Below are 18,261 nucleotides of genomic sequence, written 5' to 3' on the forward strand. Positions count from 1 at the left end.
CCGCCGGCGGCCCGCGAGGGTCGCTCGTAGCGGGCCGCATCCCGAGGGCCGCTCTCACGGCGTCCCTCTCAGAGAGTCGCCGGCAGACCGAGGTTGCCGGCGTCGTCGACGGCCTGGATGACGATCTTCTGTGCGCCGGCCGGGACGGTGAGACTCTGCCGGCCGCCCGCGTCGACCGTCGCCGCGACGGTCGACACCTGACCGTCGGCGTCGACGCGGTAGGTCGCCGCGCGGCCGGCGTACCAGTCGTCGCCCGGCGCGACGAAGCTCACGGTCGTGCCGTCGCGCCGGATGTCGCGTGGAGCGCCGGGCGGGCGGGTATCCGTCCCGTACCGCCCGGTGCGCCACTCGTCGTGGTGATAGGCCCACGACTCGGCGTCCGGCCGTCCGTCGGTCCGCCAGGCGAACAGATACCCCTCGCGGGTGGTCGTCACCAGGTCCGTGCGCCCGTCACCGTCCAGGTCGCCGGCGGACGGGGAGAACAACGTCCAGCCGCCGGTGAACTTCGGGAAGCCGGCGGCCTGGCCGGACCCGGTGAACGCGTGCACCGTCGAGGTGTCGCCGCCGTCGACGACCTCGGCCCGGCCGTCCCCGGTGACGTCCGCGACCAGCGGAGCGCCGAGGAAGTCCAGGCCGGCCCGCGCGCGTGGGTACCCCGTCACGGGCAGGGTCGTGGCGGCGTCGTAGCCGCGCTCGTAGTTGCCGATGGCGGTGCCGCTGCCGGGGTACAGCAGCGCGGCGACCAGCGACACAGCGCCCGACCCGGACTCGGCGTAGCCGAGCCGCCCGTCGCCGCCGAACCGCCCGAACGCCCCGCTGGTGGTGAAGGAGGCCGGCAGGTCGAGCGCCGCCGAGGGCGATGACCCGGTCAGCAGCGTGCGTACGGCGGTCGCGTCGCGGCTCAGCAGAGCGGACGCCGGATTGTTCAACGGCCCGTACGCGCCCCGGATCGTGCCGTCGCCCCCGACCAGGAACGTCGCTGAGAACGACGGGCCGGTGGCGACCTCGTCCTTGCCGTCCCCGTCGACGTCGGCGACCGCCGGACTGTTGGCGGCCTCGGTGATGAACTCCTGCGCGCTGCCGTAGTAGGTGACGATCGACGGCAGGCGTACCGGCCATCCCTTCACCGGCGAGCCGTCGGCGTGGTACGCGTACACGTAGTTCGCGCCGAGCGCCTGGATGCCCGCGCCGTGGCTCTCGGAGTGCTGGGAGCGCACGACGATCTCCGGCCGGTGGTCCCCGTCGAGATCGGCGACGGCGGGGGTGGCGTCGAGCTTCGCGTCGTCGATCGCGGTCAGCCCGGACGCCGGCTTGGGCGGGTCCGCCACGGTCACCGGCCAGCCGGGCACGTCGGAGCCGTCCGCGTGCCAGGCGTGCAGCCGCCCGTCCCATCCGGCCTGCACGATCTCCAGGCCGGGCCGTCCGTCCAGGTCGGTGAGGACCGGAGACGCCGTCGCGCCCTGGTGGGGGAGCCGCGTGTAGGCCAGCGCGGGCCGGGGGATCGCGGGCCTGGTCACGCCGGTGTCGAGGGTCTTCGGCCAGCCGGGCAGGAGCCGGCCCTGGGCGTCGAACACGTACGTCCGTCCGGTCGTGCTGGTCGCCACCACCTCCTGATGGCCGTCGTGGAACAGGTCGCCGACGGCGACCGGGGCGATGACCGGCTCATGGCCCGCGTCGAAGCCCGGGATCCGGGTCCGGCTCGCGCTCGTGGTCGCCGGCCAGCCGGAGAGCTCCTGGCCGCTCACCCCGTCGACGGCGTGCACCCGGCCGTCGGCGTCGCCGAACACGATCACCTCGTGGCCGGTGCCCCGCAGGTCGGCGAGCGCGGGCTGGCTCTCCCCGCCGATCCCGAAGCGCAGCGGGAAACCGGTCCGCAGCGTGGCGTCGTGGTGCACCGCGATCGCGCGGCGCTCCTCGCCCATCCGGCCCGCGTCGTCCCAGACGCGCAGGCGCAGGGTGACGGTGTACTGCTCGCTCGCCGACAGCTCCTTGTCGTCGGGCGTCGTGTACGCCTTGTCCCAGAACGACGTCGGCAGTCGTGTCAGATCCAGCGTGCCCACCTTGCCGGCGTACGTCCCGGTGCCCTGCCCGTCGCCGGCCTTGATGAACGCCGAGTCGGCCGGTTCGATCCCCGGCGCGAAGCCCAGCTCGTAGCGGAAGCTCTTGGCGCGGCGGGCCTCGACGTGCCCGGTGACCGGCACGGAGGACGTCGTCGCCGGGTCGTACAGGGTGTACCAGTCCGGGCCGTCGATCCAGGTCGCGGGCGGAATGTCGCCCTTGGCGACTGCGGCCAGGGCCTTCGCCGCGTTCGGCCGGCCGTAGCCGTACTGCCGGTCCCACCCCGGCCGGCCCGGCCAGCCCAGGCTCGCGTCGTCGACGTCGCTCGAGGTCGCGCGCAGCACCTGCACGGCCTCGGCGTTGGTCAGCGGCCCGTCGATCTTCTTTTCCTCGGCGGCCTGCGCACCGTAGGACAGCAGCAGGCCGAACAGCCCGCCGGTGGTCGGCGTCGACTCCGAGGTCGAGCCGCCCGTGGTGGCCACCGAGAACATCGCCTTCGCGCCGAACGACGTGAGGTTCGAGCGCTCGCGGTAGGTCGAGGTCAGCGCGTTGGCCAGCGCCCCAGGCGCGCCCGCCGTGTTGGCGACCAGGCCGTTGCCGGGGATGACATGCGGCCAGAACATCCCGCCCTGATGATCGGTGGAATCGAAGTCGTTGCTGGACTCCACCATGAGCACGCCGTCGTTCCAGAGCTTGTCGACGGCGCGGCGCATCGCGGAGGAGTACCCGAGGTCGGCCGTCGTGCTGACGATCACCTTGGCTCCGGCCCGGCCCGCGTACAGCCACGCCGCCGCGAGGTCGTCCGTACGGTCCAGCGCCTCGTCACCGGCGCGGATCGGCAGCAGCCGGCACTTGGGGCAGATCCCGGCGCCGAACCTGCCATTGTCGGTCCGCGCGGCCGCCACTCGCTGCTGGTTGTTGGCGTGGTCGTACGTGGAGTCGGGCGTGGCGGGGTCGTTCTGGTCGTCGTAGAAGTCCCAGCCGGAGATGTCGTCGGTGAAGCCGTTTCCGTCGTCGTCCCTGCCGTCGGAGAACGCGGCGATGAGGTCCTCCGGGTCGATGACGCCGTTGCCGTTCGCGTCGTGCACGCGGGGGTCCTCGGCGTAGTCGGCCGCGGTGACCGTGCCGTCCCCGTCCCGGTCGTACGCCGCCGATCCGGCGGGTTTCGGCAGCTCGCCGGTGTTGAGGAAGACCTTGTCGGCGAGGTCGGCGACGTCCCCGGCGTGCCAGTTGATGCCTGCCTCGACGTAGGCGATCACCGTGTCCGGCGATCCGGTGGTGTAGTCCCGCCAGGCCGTGTCCACAGACATCCCGGCGGCGCCCTCCGGGTCCTTCGCGCCGGGCGTGCAGCGGGGAATGAAGGAGTAGAGGTTGTGCTGCTCCCCGCCCGGCGCGGACGTGGTCAGGCAACTCACCGGCGCGCCGTTCTCCACGGGGGCGTAACCCGGGTCGTCGGGCGGTCCCGCCGGGAAGCCGCCCGCCGCGGCACCCGGCCGGGCGAGCAGGATGAGCAGGGCGGGGACGACGGCGAACACGACGGCCGGGAGACGCCTCATGGAACCACCTCGATCAGTTGACCGCGTGGCTCACTGTCCGCCAACCCCCGGATGATGAGTAGTCCTCTGGCCGGATGAGGACATGAGTCTTTCTCGCGTTCGGCCGTCAGCCGGTACGGGAGAAGCGGCGGGCGGCGACGCCCAGCGAGACCAGGGTGAAGGCGCCGACGACCGCGAGCTCCAGGAGCGGTGGTGGACGCAGGCCGCCCCAGGCCACCGGCGCGAACAGCGTCGAGGACGGATGCGCGGCGGTCCGCGCGACGACCGTCTGCCGCATCGCGTCGACCGCGTACGTCAGCGGGTCGGCCAGCGCCGCCCACGCCATCCAGCCCGGCATCGCGCTGATCGGGAACATCAGCCCGGACAGGAAGATCAACGGGGTCATCAGCACGCCGAGGACCGTGCTGAAGGTCCGGGGCCGGGTGATGGTCACCGCCACCACCGCGCCCAGCACGGTCATCGCGAGCGCGGTCAGCGCCAGCTCCGCGAGCAACGGCACGAACAGGCCGAGCCGATAGGGCACGTGGACCAGGCCCGCGCCGAGCAGCACGACCGTGCTCTGACACGTCGCCACCGTCGCACCGCCGAGGCACTTGCCGGCCAGGAGAGTGCCGCGCCGCACCGGGCTGACCAGCATCTCGCGCAGGAAACCGCTCTGCCGGTCCCAGATGATCGACGCCCCGGCGGAGATGGCGGCGGGCTGCGCGGCCATCACCAGGACGCCCGGGAACAGGAACATGAGGTAGTCGGAGGCCGGGCCGCCACCGGAGCCGGCGAACAGCCGGGCCAGCCCGACGCCGAGGACGAACAGGAACAGCAGCGGCTGCAACAGCGCGACGAGGCTCGCCGTGCCGTCGCGGAGGAAGTGCAGCATCTCGCGGCGCCACACCATGCGCGCGGCACGGAGCTCGGCGGCGAACCGCGGCGGGAGGGCGAGCGTCATCCGGCGTCCCCGTTCCGGTCGACGCGGATGCGGTGCCCCGTGTGGTGGAGGAAGACGTCGTCGAGGCTCGGCCGGGTGACCGTCACCTCGTACACCGGGACGCCGAGGCCCGCGCACAGCCGGGGGACGAGAGCGGCTCCATTCTCCGCGTGCACGCGCAGGCCGTGCGGTCCGGCGACGGCCTCGATGCCGAAGCGTTCGAGCAGGGTCACGGCCGCCTCGCGGTCATCGCCGGTGCGCAGGTCGATCCGGTCGGCGCCGAGAACGGACTTGAGCTCGGCGGGCGAGCCCTGTGCCACGATCCGGCCGTCGTCGATGATGGCGACGCGGTCGCAGCGCTCGGCCTCCTCCAGGTAGTGCGTGGTCAGGAACAGGGTCGTGCCCTCGCGTTCGCGGACCTCCCCGAGCTGGTCCCACAGCTGCGTGCGCGCCTGCGGGTCCAGGCCGACCGTCGGTTCGTCCAGGAACAGGACGCGTGGGCCGTGCAGCAGTCCGCGGGCGATCTCCAGGCGTCGCCGCATGCCGCCGGAGAAGGTGCGCACGAGACGGTCGCGCCACGCGGTCAGCCCCGCCAGCTCCAGCATGGCCTCCACCCGCGCGGGCAGCGTCGCGCGCGGCATGGCGTACAGGTCGGCGTGGAACCGGAGGTTCTCGGCGGCCGTCAGGTCCCCGTCGAGTGTCGTCTCCTGGAAGACGAGTCCGAGGTTGCGGCGCACGAGCCCCGGCGCGGTCCGCGTGTCATGGCCCGCCACCTCGATGCGCCCGGCCGTCGGGGCGACCAGCGTGCAGAGCATGGCGATGGTGGTCGTCTTCCCGGCGCCGTTCGGACCGAGGAACCCGAACGTCTCGCCCTGGGCGACGGTGAGGTCGATACCGCGCACGGCGTCCACGCCCGGGTACGACTTGCGCACCCCGGTCGCGCGGATCGCCGGGACGCCCTCGGTCGGGGCCGCGGCCGCCGAGTCCAGCGCCCGCGGCCGTGGCGATCGCAGCACGGGACCCCCTCAGACCCACCGGGCCAGCCGGGCCGGCCAGTCGTCGGGGACGACGAAGCCGAAACTCCACCGGTGCCGCGCCGTGGGGTTGACGATGCAGTGCCAGAACAACCGGGCCGGGTCCTGCTCGGCCTTGAAGAACCGGACCATCCCCGGTCGCTCGCGCAGGGTGACGATCTCTTCCGTGCGCGGATTCATGTACCGGAAGAACGAGGTACGGGACGGGTCCGTGAACGGCCCGTCGAGGTCGACGATGTACATCCGCCAGCCCGGCTGCGTCTCGTTGGTGTGCCACAGCCGGTAACTCGACGGCGGGTACCAGAGGCTGCCCGAGAACCGCACCTCCGTGTCGAAGACCGCCTCGAGCGCGTCGATCGTCCGCCGCTTGGCCGCGAAATAGGCCTCGTAGCCCGGATGGTCGACGTGCTCGTCCAGGTTGACCAGATGGAAGTCGCGCCGGGGGCCGTCCGGTCCCGTGGCCGGATCACGCCATCCGGTCCGGGCGAGGGCATCGTGCCAGGCGCGGTACTCCGGGTCCGCCGGGGAGCGGTCCGTGGACCTGAGGTCCTCCTCCCGGAATGTCCGCTGGAACCAGCCGATGTCGACCGACTGCGGCCTGACCTTCAGGTGCGGCAACTGCTCGATGACGTCTTCGAAACCCGGCAGGTCGGTCAGCCGGTACTCGTGGTGGAGGAGACCGGCCGGCGTGTCCCGCGCACGGGAGCCGGCGCGCGTGCCCGACGCGGTGTCGTCCGGGCGCGTGCGGGCAAGCCCGTCCGGCGTGGCGCCGGCAGGTCCGTCCGGCGTGGTGACGACCGGTCCGTCCGGCGCGGCGCCGGCGGGTCCGTCCGGCGTGGTGACGATCGGTCCGTCCGGCGCGGCGCCGGCGGGTCCGTCTTGTGTGCTGCCGCCCGGCGCGGTCGGCGCGCCCGGCCGCGCCCCCGAGGACGACGCCTCCATGAGCTCGGGAACGGTGAAGGTGTACCCGTGACGGGTTCCGAGCCGGACGATCTCCCGGACTCCGGTCACCGCCCTGAGCTCCCGCGCGATTTCGGGAGAGTCATAGGCGACCCGCAGGAACGCCTGGCTGGATTCGACGGACATCGTCGGCCTACCTTCCGAGTTCGATCTGTGGCGTCATGACCGGCCGGGGGCCGGCGGTGGGTCGAGGAGCAGCACCGAGGGGACGCGGCCGGGAGCGGCGAGGCGGAGGAAGTGCATCCCGAATCCGGACATCCCGACCATCAGCCCGGGAAAGAATCCGGCGGTGTTCTCGACGAGCCCGGTGTCGGCGTCGTCGACGTTGCGCCACTGGCCGCGTACCTGGACGTTGGCCTCGAGCTGGAACGCGGGTTCGTCCCGCAGCCGGGCGAACCGCAGGAACAGCTCGGCGTTCCCGGAGCGCCCGTGGCACAGCGTGTCGTTCATCAGCCGGGGGAAGTTGCGCATCGTGGCGGCGAGCGCCTGATGCGCCTCACGCAGCAGGGCCTCGTCGGTTCCGCCGAGCGTCGCCCAGCTCGCGATGCGGCTCAGGCCGATGCCGGCGGCTCCGTTGCACCACGCGTTGGCGTAGTGCCGGCCCTGCCGTACGGGGCCGCCGGCGTTCGTGCGCAGGTCGTACCAGTCGTGCTCGGTGTCGTCGTAGTGCCGGGCCTCGTAGGCGAACGCTCGGCGGCCCGCGTCGACGTAGGACGGCCGGCCGGCCAGCGCGCCCAGCTGGATCAGCGCCCATCCGATGCCGCCCGCCCCGTGGGCGAAGCCGGTGAGGTTCGCCGACGCCTCGCCGGGATCCGTCAGCGGCCAGCTCAGGACGTCACCGTCCGCGACGGCGTGACGGAGGAGCCGGTCGGCGCAGCGGCGGGCGTCGTCCAGGCCCTGGCCGTCGGTCATGCGCGTGAGCCCGAGCACGACCGGGATCACCCCGGCGCCGCCGCCGAGCACGTCGAACCGCGTGTCTGCGTCGATCCGGCCGGACAGGTCACGGCTGAGCCGTACGGCGAGTTCGAGCAGGCCGCGGTCGTCCCACAGATGATGCAGGTGCGTGAGCACGTAGACGAGCCCGCCGAGTCCGTCGAACGCGCCGATACGCGTGCGGTCGGTGGCCGACACCGCGTGCGACACGGCCCGCTCGGCGGCCCGGCGGAACTCCGGGCGGGGGACGAGCGCGTCCAGGTAGGCCAGGAACAGCGCGATCCCGCCCGAGCCGTGGTACAGGTCGCCGTCGACGTCGACCTCGGTCAGCGTGCCGCCGGCCAGGTCGTAGGAGGTCCACGGTGCGGGCGCCGAGGGCTCGCGCAGCATCGCGCACAGGCGTTCGCCGATGCGGGTCGCGTAGTCGAGGGAGGTGGTGACGAAGGCCGGGCTGCTGACCTCGCCGACGGCCAGCCCGGCGGCGATGTACTGGCCTTGCTGGACGCGGTTCCGCGCCGACAGCCGCCGGATGCGCCGGGCGGCGTAGTCGACGGGGGACAGGTCGAGCGAGGCCGGCAGCTCGGTGGTGTGGTCGTGCACGAGGTGGTCACCGTGGACGTCCGTGGTGAAGATCGGGACGTCGAGTCGCCACATGGAGGCGATCTCGCGGTCGGCGAGCACCCCTTCGTCGTCCCACGTGCGCGGGAACGTGCGCACGGTGTTGACGAGCAGGTCGACCTCCAGCGGGTCGACCAGGCACCTCGGATGCCGCGCGGAGACGAGCAGCTGGGAGTAGATCTGGGTGCCCCAGTTGATGAACCGCGCCGACGCTCCGCCGAAGGCGTCCGACAGTAGCCGGATCGCCGCGTCCGGCCGCTGCTCGAACCATGCGTAGACGCGGTCGAAGCCGGCCATGATGGCGTCGGCGAAGTCCTCCGGCCGGGTCAGCCGGTCGCCGAGGAAGACGCGGTTGGCCGCCTCCGGCTCGACGTGGACGCCCGCCCGGTGGGTCACCGACGCCGCGAAGCTCAGGCGGTGCTCGTTGACGCTCGGCACCGGAACGGGCATGTCGTACGCCTCGCCGCCGGAGTAACCGCTGACGCGCATCTCGGCGGCGGACGTCCTGGCCCGCGGCCATTCGAGCAACCCGGTCTTGAAGACCGAGTCGAGCAGCGTGCCCAGCGGGCGGGCCTGGCCGCGCGGCAGAACGCCCAGGGCGGTCTCGCAGTCACAGACGTGGGCGTGGCCGTCGGCGACGATGATGTTCTCGAAATGCAGGTCGCCGCCGCCGAGCACGTAGAAGATCGCCAGATGGCCGCCGAGCTCCCGGTAGACCTGCTCGGCCTCCTCCGGTGAGTCCACGCGGTTGCGCCCCGCCGGGATCAGTGCCTCGTAGCCGTAGCCCTGCCGGGGCAGCACCGGGCGGGACGCGAAGCCGAGCACCCCGTCGCTGCGCAGGCGTTCCAGCAGGCCCTGCACCGCCGCCTCGGCCCTGATGCAGCGCGGCTTGTACACGAACGAGGCCGTACGGCCGGAGGCCAGCTCGACCTCCACGAACGCGACGGTCCGCGCGCCGGCGTGGGGGTCGGACCGGCCCTGGCGCACGGAGCGGAAGGCCGCGATCTCCTCGTCGAAGAACGCCGCCGCGATGGCGGACGTGTCGGCCGCGAGACGGTGCACCAGCCGCTCGCCGAAGTCGGCCAGCAGCGCCGTGACGTGGGCGAGCCACCGGCCGAGGACGGGGAAGCGGAGATAGAAGCGGTGGTACGCGGCGGCGTCGGCGAACGTGGCGTCGACGTAGGCGAGGTAGTCCTCGCGCGTGGCGCCGGCCCTGTCGACGTGGTGTTCGGCGCAGTGGACGTTCGCGTGTGCCTCGACCGCCCAGGCGAGGGACAGCTCGAAGCGGTCGAGGAGATGGGCCTGGAAGTCGTCGATCAGCCGCGGGTCGAACCGGCCCGGGTGACGCGCGCAGGCGTCCTCCAGCCGCCGCCCGAGCTCGATCAGGAACGGCTCGCAGGCCTTCGCGAGCCGGCCGTAGTACACGTCGAAGGCGCGCCAGCTCGGCCCCGCCGCGCCCGACGCGGTCCCGGTGTCGGTCTGGGAACCCGCCCGGTCACCCCGCACGCGATCGTCCGCCGCACCGGATTCGGACGGGCGGTCGTCCGTGGCCTCGAGGTCGCCCGGGCGCTCGTCCGTGATCCAGGCGTGCGCTGCGCGATCGGCCGTGCCGGGCCGCGTGGGCGCCTGAGCCGCGCCGCGTGACGCGGCCGTGGGGCCGCCGAAGCGGTCCAGGGCCGCCTGGTAGGTGGGCAGCCAGCACTCGTGCGTCGCGGCCAGAATCGCCCTGGTCTCCGGGCCGGCGTCGTCCAGGCCCAGCTCGTGGAGGCGATAGGCGGTCAGGGCCGCGGCGAGCCCGTCCTTGTCGTGGCGGGCGGACGCCGAGCGGTTCAGCGCCTCCTTGGCGAACTTCGCGGCGAGGCGACCGGCCAGCCGGTCGATCTTCCAGGCGTCGAACGGGGCGAGCGGGCCGGCCGGCGGTCGTCGGCCGGCCGCCTCCAGCGCGGCGACGATGCGCGTCCGCTCGTCCAGGTTGCCGGCGAGTGCCGCGAGATCGAGATAGGGGTGGTCACGCATGAGGGCTGGCTCCCGAGGGCGTGGGCGAGGTGAGGTGCCGGGCGCCGCGGCGAGGCGCGCAGAGGCGGGTGGGAAGGTCCGGGATGTAACGGGTGGGGTGGGAAGAGGGCGGGCTGGGAAAAGCGGGGGGCCGTGGCGGGGCGTGGCGCGAAAGGCGAAGCGCGGACGGCGGAGCGGCGACCGGCCGGCCCGCCGTCCGGCGGACGGTCGGCGGAAGGCGTCATCCGGCGAACCGGACGACGCTCCCGCCTCCCGCCTTGGGCGAACGGAGTGCGGGATCCGAACGCCTACTTGGTCATGCCGTCGCAGATCGCCGTGATCGGACCCCAGCTGCAGCTGGTCTGGCAGGCGTAGATCTCCATGGCCGCGACGCCCTCGGTCCAGAAGTCCAGCGACTCCTGGTCCGGCTGCTCGACCGGGGCGGGAAGCGAGGAGGAGGACATGCCGAACGCGCCGGGGTCGGCCAGCACCTCGGTGCGGAACTCGCTGTCGACGACGGCCTGAAGGGCCATTGCTGAGGACATGGAATACCTCCTGAAAGTGTGGTGATGAGCCATTGAGGCGGTGTTACGCGGTTTTCTCGGCGGTCAGCCTGATGCCGATCTGCTGTTCGACGTTCATCAGCTCGTGAATGGCGGCCGCCATGTTGTCGCTGTTGTTCTGCCAGTCGACCAGCTCCTTCTCCTCCGGGGTCAGGCCGTCGTGCAGCCAGATGGCCTCGAGCCACGCCTTCATGGCGTGGGGATGGAGATCCGCGACGGGATTGATCCGGGACAGAACAGGCTCTTCGTGGACGGCGAGGGCGAGCTGGAGGGCCTCGCGAAGCCTTCCGTCCGGGGGCAGCAGCGAACACACGATCATGAGCTCCTGGATTCGCCGGATGACATCCACGCCCGGGTAGATGGTGGGGCCCTTTGCGCTCATCTTCGACCTTCCTCGCTCGGTGAGAACCACGGTAGAAAGGGCCTCTTTCAGTTCGCTTACACTCTGCTTTCGCCCTGTCTGACCGCGGCCGGCTCACCGCGGAGAATGGCGGCGTGGAGGTCGCGCATCTCGCGGCCGGGAGGCACGCCCAGCCGGTCGCGGAGACAGGCGCTCGCCCGGCCGTACGCCTCAAGGGCCTCGGCCGGCCGGCCGCAGCGGTAGAGCGCGAGCATCAGGTGCCGCCAGAACCCCTCGTGCAGGGGATGCCGGGCCGTCAGCGCGCGCAGCTCGCCGACCAGCCGGTCATGCCTGCCCAGCGCGAGGTCGACCTCGTGCCGGCGGTCGAGGGCCCGCAGCCGCTCCTCGGTGAGGCTCGGAACGACGTCGCGGTGCAGCGAGTCCGAGCGCACGTCGGGCAGGACGGGGCCGCGCCACAGGGACAGCGCCTCGGCGAGGCCGGCCGACTCGGCGGCGAGGTCGCCGCGCCGGCCCGCCGCCTTGGCCTCGGCGACCAGCGCCCGGAAGCGGACGAGGTCGAGGTCGGTCCGCCCGATCTCGATGAGGTACCCGGCGGCCGACGTGCGGATGAGGCCGCCGGCCTGACGTCCGTGCCGCTCCAGGGTCTGCCGGAGCCGCGTCACGTAGGTGTGCAGGGCCGCGCGCGGGCGGCGGGGCGGGGCGTCGTCCCAGAGGCGCTCGGTGAGCTCGTCGAGGGACACGACCTCGTTCGCGCCGAGCAACAGGGTGGCGAGCAGGATGCGCTGCTTTCCCGCCGGGACGGCGACCCGGCACCCGTTGACGCTGGCCTGGAGAGGGCCGAGAACTCCGAAGACGGGACCGTGCACGCTGAACTCCCGCTGGGGTGTCGCAGGCGATTCGGCTGGATGGTGCGTCGGCGCAGGGGTGGGGGACGATTCGCGGAGGAGGCCCCTCCACTCACGCTAACGTAGCGTAGCAGATGCTTTACGAAGAGTAGCATTATTGGCTCGGTGGATCACCCGGAGATCATGCATAGGTGACCGACATGAAGACTCACGCCTACTGGAACCACAACACCCATTACCACCCGCTGGTACTCGACGCGATGCCCGATCCCTGCGGCGAGGCACTGGACGTCGGGTGCGGTGAGGGCCTGCTCGTCCGCAGGCTCGCCGGCCGGGCGCGCCGCGTCACCGGTGTGGATCGGTCCGCGGAGATGATCGAACGGGCGCGCGAGCTCGCCGCCGGCGCAGGCGCCCCGGGCGCCATGGAGTTCGTCCAGGCCGACTTCCTCCGGCATCCATTGCCCGAGGGCGCGTACGACCTCATCTGCTCGGTCGCGGTCATCCACCACATGGACTTCACGAGCGCGCTCACCAGGATGGCGGAGCTGCTGCGCCCGGGCGGACGACTGGTGATCGTCGGCCTCGCCCGCGAGCGCACGCCCTGGGATCGGGCGTGCAGCGGTGCCGCGCTGCCCGCCGTCATGGTCCTCGACCGCCTGTACGGCAAGACGGACCCGCCGGGCATGCCGATGGTGGAGCCGGAGATGAGCTGGGGGCAGGTCCGCCGGGACGCGCTGCGGCTGCTGCCCGGCGCGCGGTTCCGGCGGCACCTGCTGTGGCGCTATTCGGTGTGCTGGCGCAAACCCTGACCGACGTGGCGTCGTGGTCTCCGTGCGCGAGGTGTCGGCCGACCGGACTAGGGTCGTGCCTCGGACGACAGGGGGTGACGATGACCGGGCAGATGCGCTTCGAGCACGACGACGTCATCGCCGTGCGCGAGGCGTTCCACCGCCGGCTCAAGGCGTTCGCCGCGCCGGTCGCCGGCGACCGCGCGGCGGTCACCGAGGACCTCGACCAGCTCGAGGTGGCGCGCGCGATCCACGCCGCGTTCGGCGACCACGAGGCGTACGGCGGCCTCACCCGCGCCGAGCTGGCCCAGTCATGCGCCCACATCTGCGGCCGGTCGCAGTTCGACCGCTACTTCGAGCTGTTCCTGAAGATGGAGCTGGTCGAGCCGTTCACCCAGCGCGATTACGAATGGCGGTACGTCCTCAACCCGGCGTCGTCGGCGGCGCTGCTGGTGTTCGGCCGGCTCGAGGCCAGCGGCGGGCTGCAGGAGCTGGTCACGCTGCTCGACGCCACCTATCGCGAGCTGGAGCGTGGCGGGGCGACGAGCCGTTCGGTGGCCGAGGCGCTCGTGCAGGCGCGGCGGGAGTTCACGATCCGGTCCGGGCACCTGCGCCGGCTCGTGCGCCACCGGCCGCTGGAGGAGCTGATCGCCGAGCAGCGTCACCACGGCGACGCCAAGCGGCTGTTCACCCAGGCGGACCGCATCGTCGAGCGGGTCAACCGCGACTTCGGCGAGCATCGCCGGGCCGCTGAACGCATGGCCGAGGCCGCCCTCCAGTACGTCAACGCCGTGCAGGAGTACATGGCGCGCCTCCTCGACCAGGCCGCGCAGCGCCGCGACTTCACCCTCCTGGACGCCGAGGCCTACCGCACGGCCGCGATCACCGGCAGCCCCGAGGCCCTCGCCGCCGTCTTCGACGGCATCGTCTTCGACCCGCCCCGGCTGCACCTGTCACCGCACGAGGTCCTGCGAACGATCGAGACGCACCAGCCGCGGCCGCGTCCCCGGCAGCGCCGGCCGCGGCGTGAGGACCCGCTGCCCGAGGGCGACCCGGTCGAGGAGGCAGCCGAGCGCCTTCGCGAATACCAGGCGTCCCGGCGGGCGGCCATCGAGGCGCACCTCGGCTCGGAGGACGACGTCGACCTCACCGAGCGGCTGCGCGGCACGCCGTGGCGGCGGTCGGTGCGCATCATCGCCGACGTCCTCGTCTCCGCGACCGACCCCGACCTGCCCTTCGAGCCGGTGCTGGGCGACCGGCTGCACGTCACGGCCGACCAGCCGACGACGTACGTCAGTGAGCTCGGCGTGCGGGCGGTCAAGGCGGAGCGTGCCACGACCCGGGGCGACCGCGATGACTGAGCCGGAGCCGTCCGCCCTGACGCTGGCCCGGCTGCGCGCCCTCGGCGGTGCACCGGCACGGACGTCGGCGGCCGCGTCGGCCGCGGCCCGCGCGGCCGGGCGGGAGATCGCCCTGGCCTCCGTCGCCGGGGACCAGGTCGCGCTGCTGACCTGGCCGGCCGACCTCGACCTGGCCGAGCAGTCCGAGCACGCGCTGTGGACGCCGCCGCCCACCGCCCTTCAACTGACCTTCGCCGCCTGCGTACGGCTGTGCTGGGAGGACCCCCACCTGCACCCCCACCCGGGCCGGGCGGTCGCACCGGAACGCGTCTTCGCGCTGCTCGCCCGCGTGAACGCCCGCCCGGCGGCGGACGAGGCGATCCCCATCTTCGACAACGCGCCCAAGCGCTCCCTGTCCTGGCTGCGGCGCACGGCATGGGTCGACCAGGACGACGCGGGCGTCCGGTTCGGCACGCGGCTGGCGACGCTGCCCGACGACGAGGTGGCCGCGCTGCGCCGCGTGTACGAGGCGATGCCGGATCCTGAGGAGACGGAGGCGGCGGATGACTGACGGCGTCCCGGCGCTGGAGACGCTGCCGCACGACCTGCGCCTCGCCGTACGCCGGGCGGTGGCGGTGGTCGAGGAGGCGGACCAGCCGGTGCCCATGCCCCTGTACCGAGGGCTCGCGCCCGATCTGCGGCCGTACGTCGAGGCGATGCTGGGCGCGGCCGGCCGGGTCCTCATCGAGCTGCGCGAGGGCTTCATCTCCGGGTACGACGACGCGGTCGCGCGCGAGCTGACCCGGGAGGGCATCGGCGCCCTCGAGCCCATCGACGCGGCCGTCCTCGCGCTGGTCCTGCTGCACGGGTTCGTCATCCCGAAGGCCCAGGGGGAGCTGCCGCGCACGGCACGGGCGTACCAGGCCCGCCGGGTGAGCTTCGAGACGCTCGTCAACTCGCGCATCCGCTCCCGCGAGCAGATCCGGCAGTCGCTGCAGCGGCTGCGCGACCGGGGGCTCCTCCAGCCCGGCGACAGCGCGCCGATCCGTCCGGGCCCGCAGTTCCTGCGCCTGACCCCGCAGGCCTCGAACCTCATCGAGGAGAACCTCATCCTGCTGGCGGACCCCGACGGCGCGCTCGCCGACGCCATCCGCCGCCGGCGGGCCCAGGCGCGATCCCAGGCCATCGAGGGAGAGAAACGGTGACGAGCGAGATCGACATCGAGGCGGCGGGCCTCGGCGGCGTGGTCGGCCGGCGTGACCTGATCGCGCTGCAGACCCTGGAGATCGGCACGCTCACGTCGCATCCGATCCCGATCATCCCCGGACAGTTCATCACCGTCGCCGGGCGCGGACCGGTGGACAGCAACGGCTCGGGCAAGACGACCTTCCTGTCCGCCATCACGCTGATCCTCGCCGACCCGCAGTGGCGGCTGCACGAGAGCGGGAAGTACGCCGCGCGGCTGCTGTTCCGCCCCGAGCCGGTGGGCCTGTCCGCCAAGGAACACGGGCCGGCGACCGCCGGCTACATCGTCGGGGTGTTCGGCGAGCGCGGCGCGGACGAGCGGTCGGCCCTGTCGGTGTGGATCCGCCTGCAGTCCGGCGGCAGCCCGTACGCCGAGGTCCGCTGGAGCGACGGCCTGGTCCTCGCGCGCGGCGCGGACGACGCCGAGCGGCTCGAGACCGCGCACCGCACCTGGGCCACGCTGCGCAACCGGGTGCCGGTGACGCGGATCGGCGACGTCCTGTACGGCTCGTCGCCGCGCTGCATGTCCTACCTCCACACCGACGGCACCCGCCCGGAGGCGCCGTCGCTGGTGTCGGAGGAGCTGTCCCACCTCAAACCCGAGGAGATCGGCGACTCCCTCATCGCCCTCGCCGGGCTCACCGATCTCGTCGACAAGGAGAGCGACGCGCGCGCCGGGCGCGTCGAGATCGAGTCCCGGTACGCCGAGGAGCGCAGCCGCGACGAGCAGCGCCGCCTCGAGGAGGAGAGCGACCTTGCGGCCGTGGCCGACCGCGACCGCGCGCGGGAGCACGTCGCGCGGGTCGCCGTGCTGCGGCGGCTGCACGCCGCCCGGCGCTACCTCGACGTCCACGCCGACGACGCCGCCCTGGCCGAGCAGATCGACGAGCTCGGCGCGCGGGTCGACGAACGCCGCGAGGCCCTCCGCATGGCCCAGGCGGAACTGGACGAGCTCGCCGTTCCCGAGGAGCTGCAACAGCGCGTCGCCGAGCTCGACGGCGTCCACCAGTCACTCCAGGAGGACCTGAGCGGCCTGATCGGCGAGGAGGGACGGCACGAGGGCGAGCTCGAACGCCTGGGCGGGTCACGGCCGGCGCTCACCCGGCTCGCCGAGCTGTGGGACGGCACCCCGGCCGAGACGCTGCGCACCGACCTCGAGGCGTCGGCCCCCGAGCTGATGGAGGCCGAGTGGGCCCTGAGGCAGGCCACCGGGCAGGTCGACGAGGCGCGTACGGCACTGGAGCGGATCCAGGCCGGCCACGACCCCGACACCGCCGCGATCCTCGCGCGGCTCGACGCGGCGGGCCTGCCCGCCGCCGGTCTCCTCGACGCCGTGACGCTCGACGACGGTGTCCGCGCCGCGTGGGAACCGCGCCTGTGGCCCTACCGGCACGCCGTGGTGGTGGCCCCCGGCGACCATGACGCCGCCGTGGACGCGCTGCGATCTCTGCCCGGTTCCGTTCTCGTGGCCGCCGACGGCCCGCTCGACGCCGCGCCCGACGCCCCGCCGCCCGCCGGGGTGACCGGCCGGATCCCGCTCCGGCGGTTCCTCGCCTCCCTGGAACGGCGGGTCGCGGCGGTGGCCGGCCCGGCGAGCGCCCACGACGCCGATCCGGGCGTCACCGTGATCGGCGGCTTCGCCGAGCCGATCGCCGGCCGCGACGCCCGCATCCGGCAGGCGCAGACCCGGCTGGCGGAGGCGGAGGAGCGCGCCGAGGCCGCCCGGGACTCCCGCGCGGCCGTCGCGAGCCGCCGGGCCCACCTGGAGAACGCCCTGAGGCATGCCACGGCGGCCGGTCAGCTCGCCGAGCTGGACGAGAGGCTCGCCGAGCTGAAGGATCGCCTCGCCGACGTGCGCCACCGCCGTACGAACCTGAAAGCACGGGTCGCCGAGGCGAGCACCGCCTGGATGCGCGCCCGGAGCAAGGTCGACACTCTGGAGCAGCAGCGGCGGTTCCTCGGCCAGAAGGTGACCCAGGCGCGGCAGCACCTCACCGACGCCGAACGCGAGGTCGCCAAGCTCACCTCCCGGCGCGCGGACCTGCCCCTGCGGTACTGGACCGGTCAGTGGGGCGGCGACGCCGCCGCGGCGGAAGAGCTCCTCGGCGCGCAGGAGCCGAAGCTGCGGGCCGCCGGGCCGGACGCCCTGCTGAACCACGCCCGCGACGCGCTGAACGAGGCGGTGCACGCCCTGTACGCCCGGACGCCGGCACCCTCCGACCTCCAGGACCTCATCGACCGGTTCCGTGACTCACTGTCCACCGAGTCGCTCGCCGACCGGCTCCGACGGCTCCAGACGCTGACCGAGGCCCTCGACGACGTGCTCACCGGCCTCGCCGAACACGACCGGCGCACCCGCGCGCAGATCGAGGAGGAACGCCGGCGACGGCAGCTGGCGCTCGGCGAGCTCGACACCGTACGCGAGGAGCGCGAGGAGGAGCTGCAGACGGTGCAGAAGCTGGTGAAGGAGGTCGTCAAGGGCCGTCTCGACGCGGTCAGCGCGACCTACGACCGGCTCGACCGCGCCCGCGGCGGGTTCGGCGCCCGGCTCATCATCCAGGCCCGCGAGCCCGCCAAACCCGAGCAGCCCCGCCGGTGGGCCGTCACCCCGGCCTGGGTCCGCGACCTGGGCGGGGAGGCCATCCCGTACAAGGAGACCGGGAACAGCGCGCAGAAGAAGATCCAGGCGATCCAGCTGGTGCTCGCGGCACTGCTCAGCGACGAGAACGCCGAGGGACGCGTCCTCGTCCTCGACGAGCTCGGCAACAGCCTCGGCGACCAGAACCGCTCTGACATCCTCGCCGCGCTGCAACGCGCCGCCAACTCCCAGCGCGTCACGGTGTTCGGCACGTGCCAGGACGCCGTCTTCCCGCACGCGGCGAGCTACACGGGCGAGATCCTGTGGTTCAGCAGGCACGCCGTCACCTCGCCGTTCAACGACCCGACCCGGGTCTGGGGGTTCGACGACAACGGCGACCGCGTCGAGCTGACCCAGGACTGGATCACCCGCGGCGCCCCCGGCTGACCGGACACGGAGTGTCGA

13 protein-coding genes are annotated in these 18,261 nt (G+C 73.1%); 5 read left to right on the forward strand and 8 right to left on the reverse strand.

The features are described 5' to 3' along the window. Positions 1 to 68 precede the first annotated feature (68 nt). The 8 genes from NE236_RS00280 to NE236_RS00315 form a co-directional block, all read right to left on the reverse strand. Complete coding sequence (locus tag NE236_RS00280; protein WP_252839703.1) at positions 69 to 3,614, reverse strand: FG-GAP-like repeat-containing protein; 3,546 nt, start codon at positions 3,612 to 3,614, stop codon at positions 69 to 71. Positions 3,615 to 3,720: 106 nt separating this feature from the next. Further along, positions 3,721 to 4,557, reverse strand: a complete 837-nt coding sequence (locus NE236_RS00285; RefSeq protein ID WP_252839704.1) for an ABC transporter permease — start codon at positions 4,555 to 4,557, stop codon at positions 3,721 to 3,723. Then, the gene (locus NE236_RS00290) at positions 4,554 to 5,552 is read right to left on the reverse strand and encodes an ABC transporter ATP-binding protein (RefSeq protein ID WP_308209030.1); all 999 of its coding nucleotides are present in this window, start codon (positions 5,550 to 5,552) and stop codon (positions 4,554 to 4,556) included. Before NE236_RS00290 ends, NE236_RS00285 begins: the two co-directional genes overlap by 4 nt. Positions 5,553 to 5,561: 9 nt before the next feature. Further along, positions 5,562 to 6,656, reverse strand: coding sequence for a Nif11-like leader peptide family natural product precursor (locus NE236_RS43150; protein ID WP_289849576.1), 1,095 nt, complete (start codon positions 6,654 to 6,656; stop codon positions 5,562 to 5,564). Between the two features lie 33 nt (positions 6,657 to 6,689). Next, a complete protein-coding gene (locus NE236_RS00300; RefSeq protein ID WP_252839705.1) occupies positions 6,690 to 10,097 on the reverse strand; it encodes a type 2 lanthipeptide synthetase LanM family protein in 3,408 nt (1,135 codons plus the stop codon). A gap of 287 nt (positions 10,098 to 10,384) precedes the next feature. Further along, positions 10,385 to 10,621 carry a cinnamycin family lantibiotic gene (locus NE236_RS00305; RefSeq protein WP_252839706.1) on the reverse strand — a complete coding sequence of 79 codons (237 nt, stop codon included), beginning with the start codon at positions 10,619 to 10,621 and terminating at the stop codon, positions 10,385 to 10,387. A gap of 43 nt (positions 10,622 to 10,664) precedes the next feature. Continuing rightward, entirely contained in the window at positions 10,665 to 11,021 is a 357-nt protein-coding gene (locus NE236_RS00310) for a DurN family substrate-assisted peptide maturase (RefSeq protein WP_252839707.1), read from the reverse strand. A 56-nt stretch (positions 11,022 to 11,077) separates the two neighbouring features. Beyond that, complete coding sequence (locus NE236_RS00315; RefSeq protein WP_252839708.1) at positions 11,078 to 11,866, reverse strand: AfsR/SARP family transcriptional regulator; 789 nt, start codon at positions 11,864 to 11,866, stop codon at positions 11,078 to 11,080. Positions 11,867 to 12,045: 179 nt separating this feature from the next. Between NE236_RS00315 and NE236_RS00320 the strand changes: the two genes are divergently transcribed. The 5 genes from NE236_RS00320 to NE236_RS00340 all read left to right on the forward strand — a co-directional run bounded on the left by NE236_RS00320 (position 12,046) and on the right by NE236_RS00340 (position 18,243). Further along, positions 12,046 to 12,654, forward strand: a complete 609-nt coding sequence (locus NE236_RS00320; RefSeq protein ID WP_252839709.1) for a class I SAM-dependent methyltransferase — start codon at positions 12,046 to 12,048, stop codon at positions 12,652 to 12,654. An 80-nt stretch (positions 12,655 to 12,734) separates the two neighbouring features. Next, positions 12,735 to 13,994 (forward strand): hypothetical protein, encoded by a 1,260-nt coding sequence (locus tag NE236_RS00325; protein ID WP_252839710.1) that lies wholly within the window; start codon positions 12,735 to 12,737, stop codon positions 13,992 to 13,994. Continuing rightward, positions 13,987 to 14,544 carry a hypothetical protein gene (locus NE236_RS00330; protein ID WP_252839711.1) on the forward strand — a complete coding sequence of 186 codons (558 nt, stop codon included), beginning with the start codon at positions 13,987 to 13,989 and terminating at the stop codon, positions 14,542 to 14,544. Before NE236_RS00325 ends, NE236_RS00330 begins: the two co-directional genes overlap by 8 nt. Then, positions 14,537 to 15,178, forward strand: coding sequence for a hypothetical protein (locus NE236_RS00335; protein WP_252839712.1), 642 nt, complete (start codon positions 14,537 to 14,539; stop codon positions 15,176 to 15,178). The genes NE236_RS00330 and NE236_RS00335 overlap by 8 nt, the downstream gene beginning before the upstream one ends. Continuing rightward, positions 15,175 to 18,243 carry a coiled-coil domain-containing protein gene (locus NE236_RS00340; RefSeq protein ID WP_252839713.1) on the forward strand — a complete coding sequence of 1,023 codons (3,069 nt, stop codon included), beginning with the start codon at positions 15,175 to 15,177 and terminating at the stop codon, positions 18,241 to 18,243. The genes NE236_RS00335 and NE236_RS00340 overlap by 4 nt, the downstream gene beginning before the upstream one ends. Positions 18,244 to 18,261 lie beyond the last annotated feature (18 nt).

The sequence above is a fragment of the Actinoallomurus purpureus genome (assembly GCF_024055795.1).
GTDB classification, from domain to species: domain Bacteria; phylum Actinomycetota; class Actinomycetes; order Streptosporangiales; family Streptosporangiaceae; genus Actinoallomurus; species Actinoallomurus purpureus.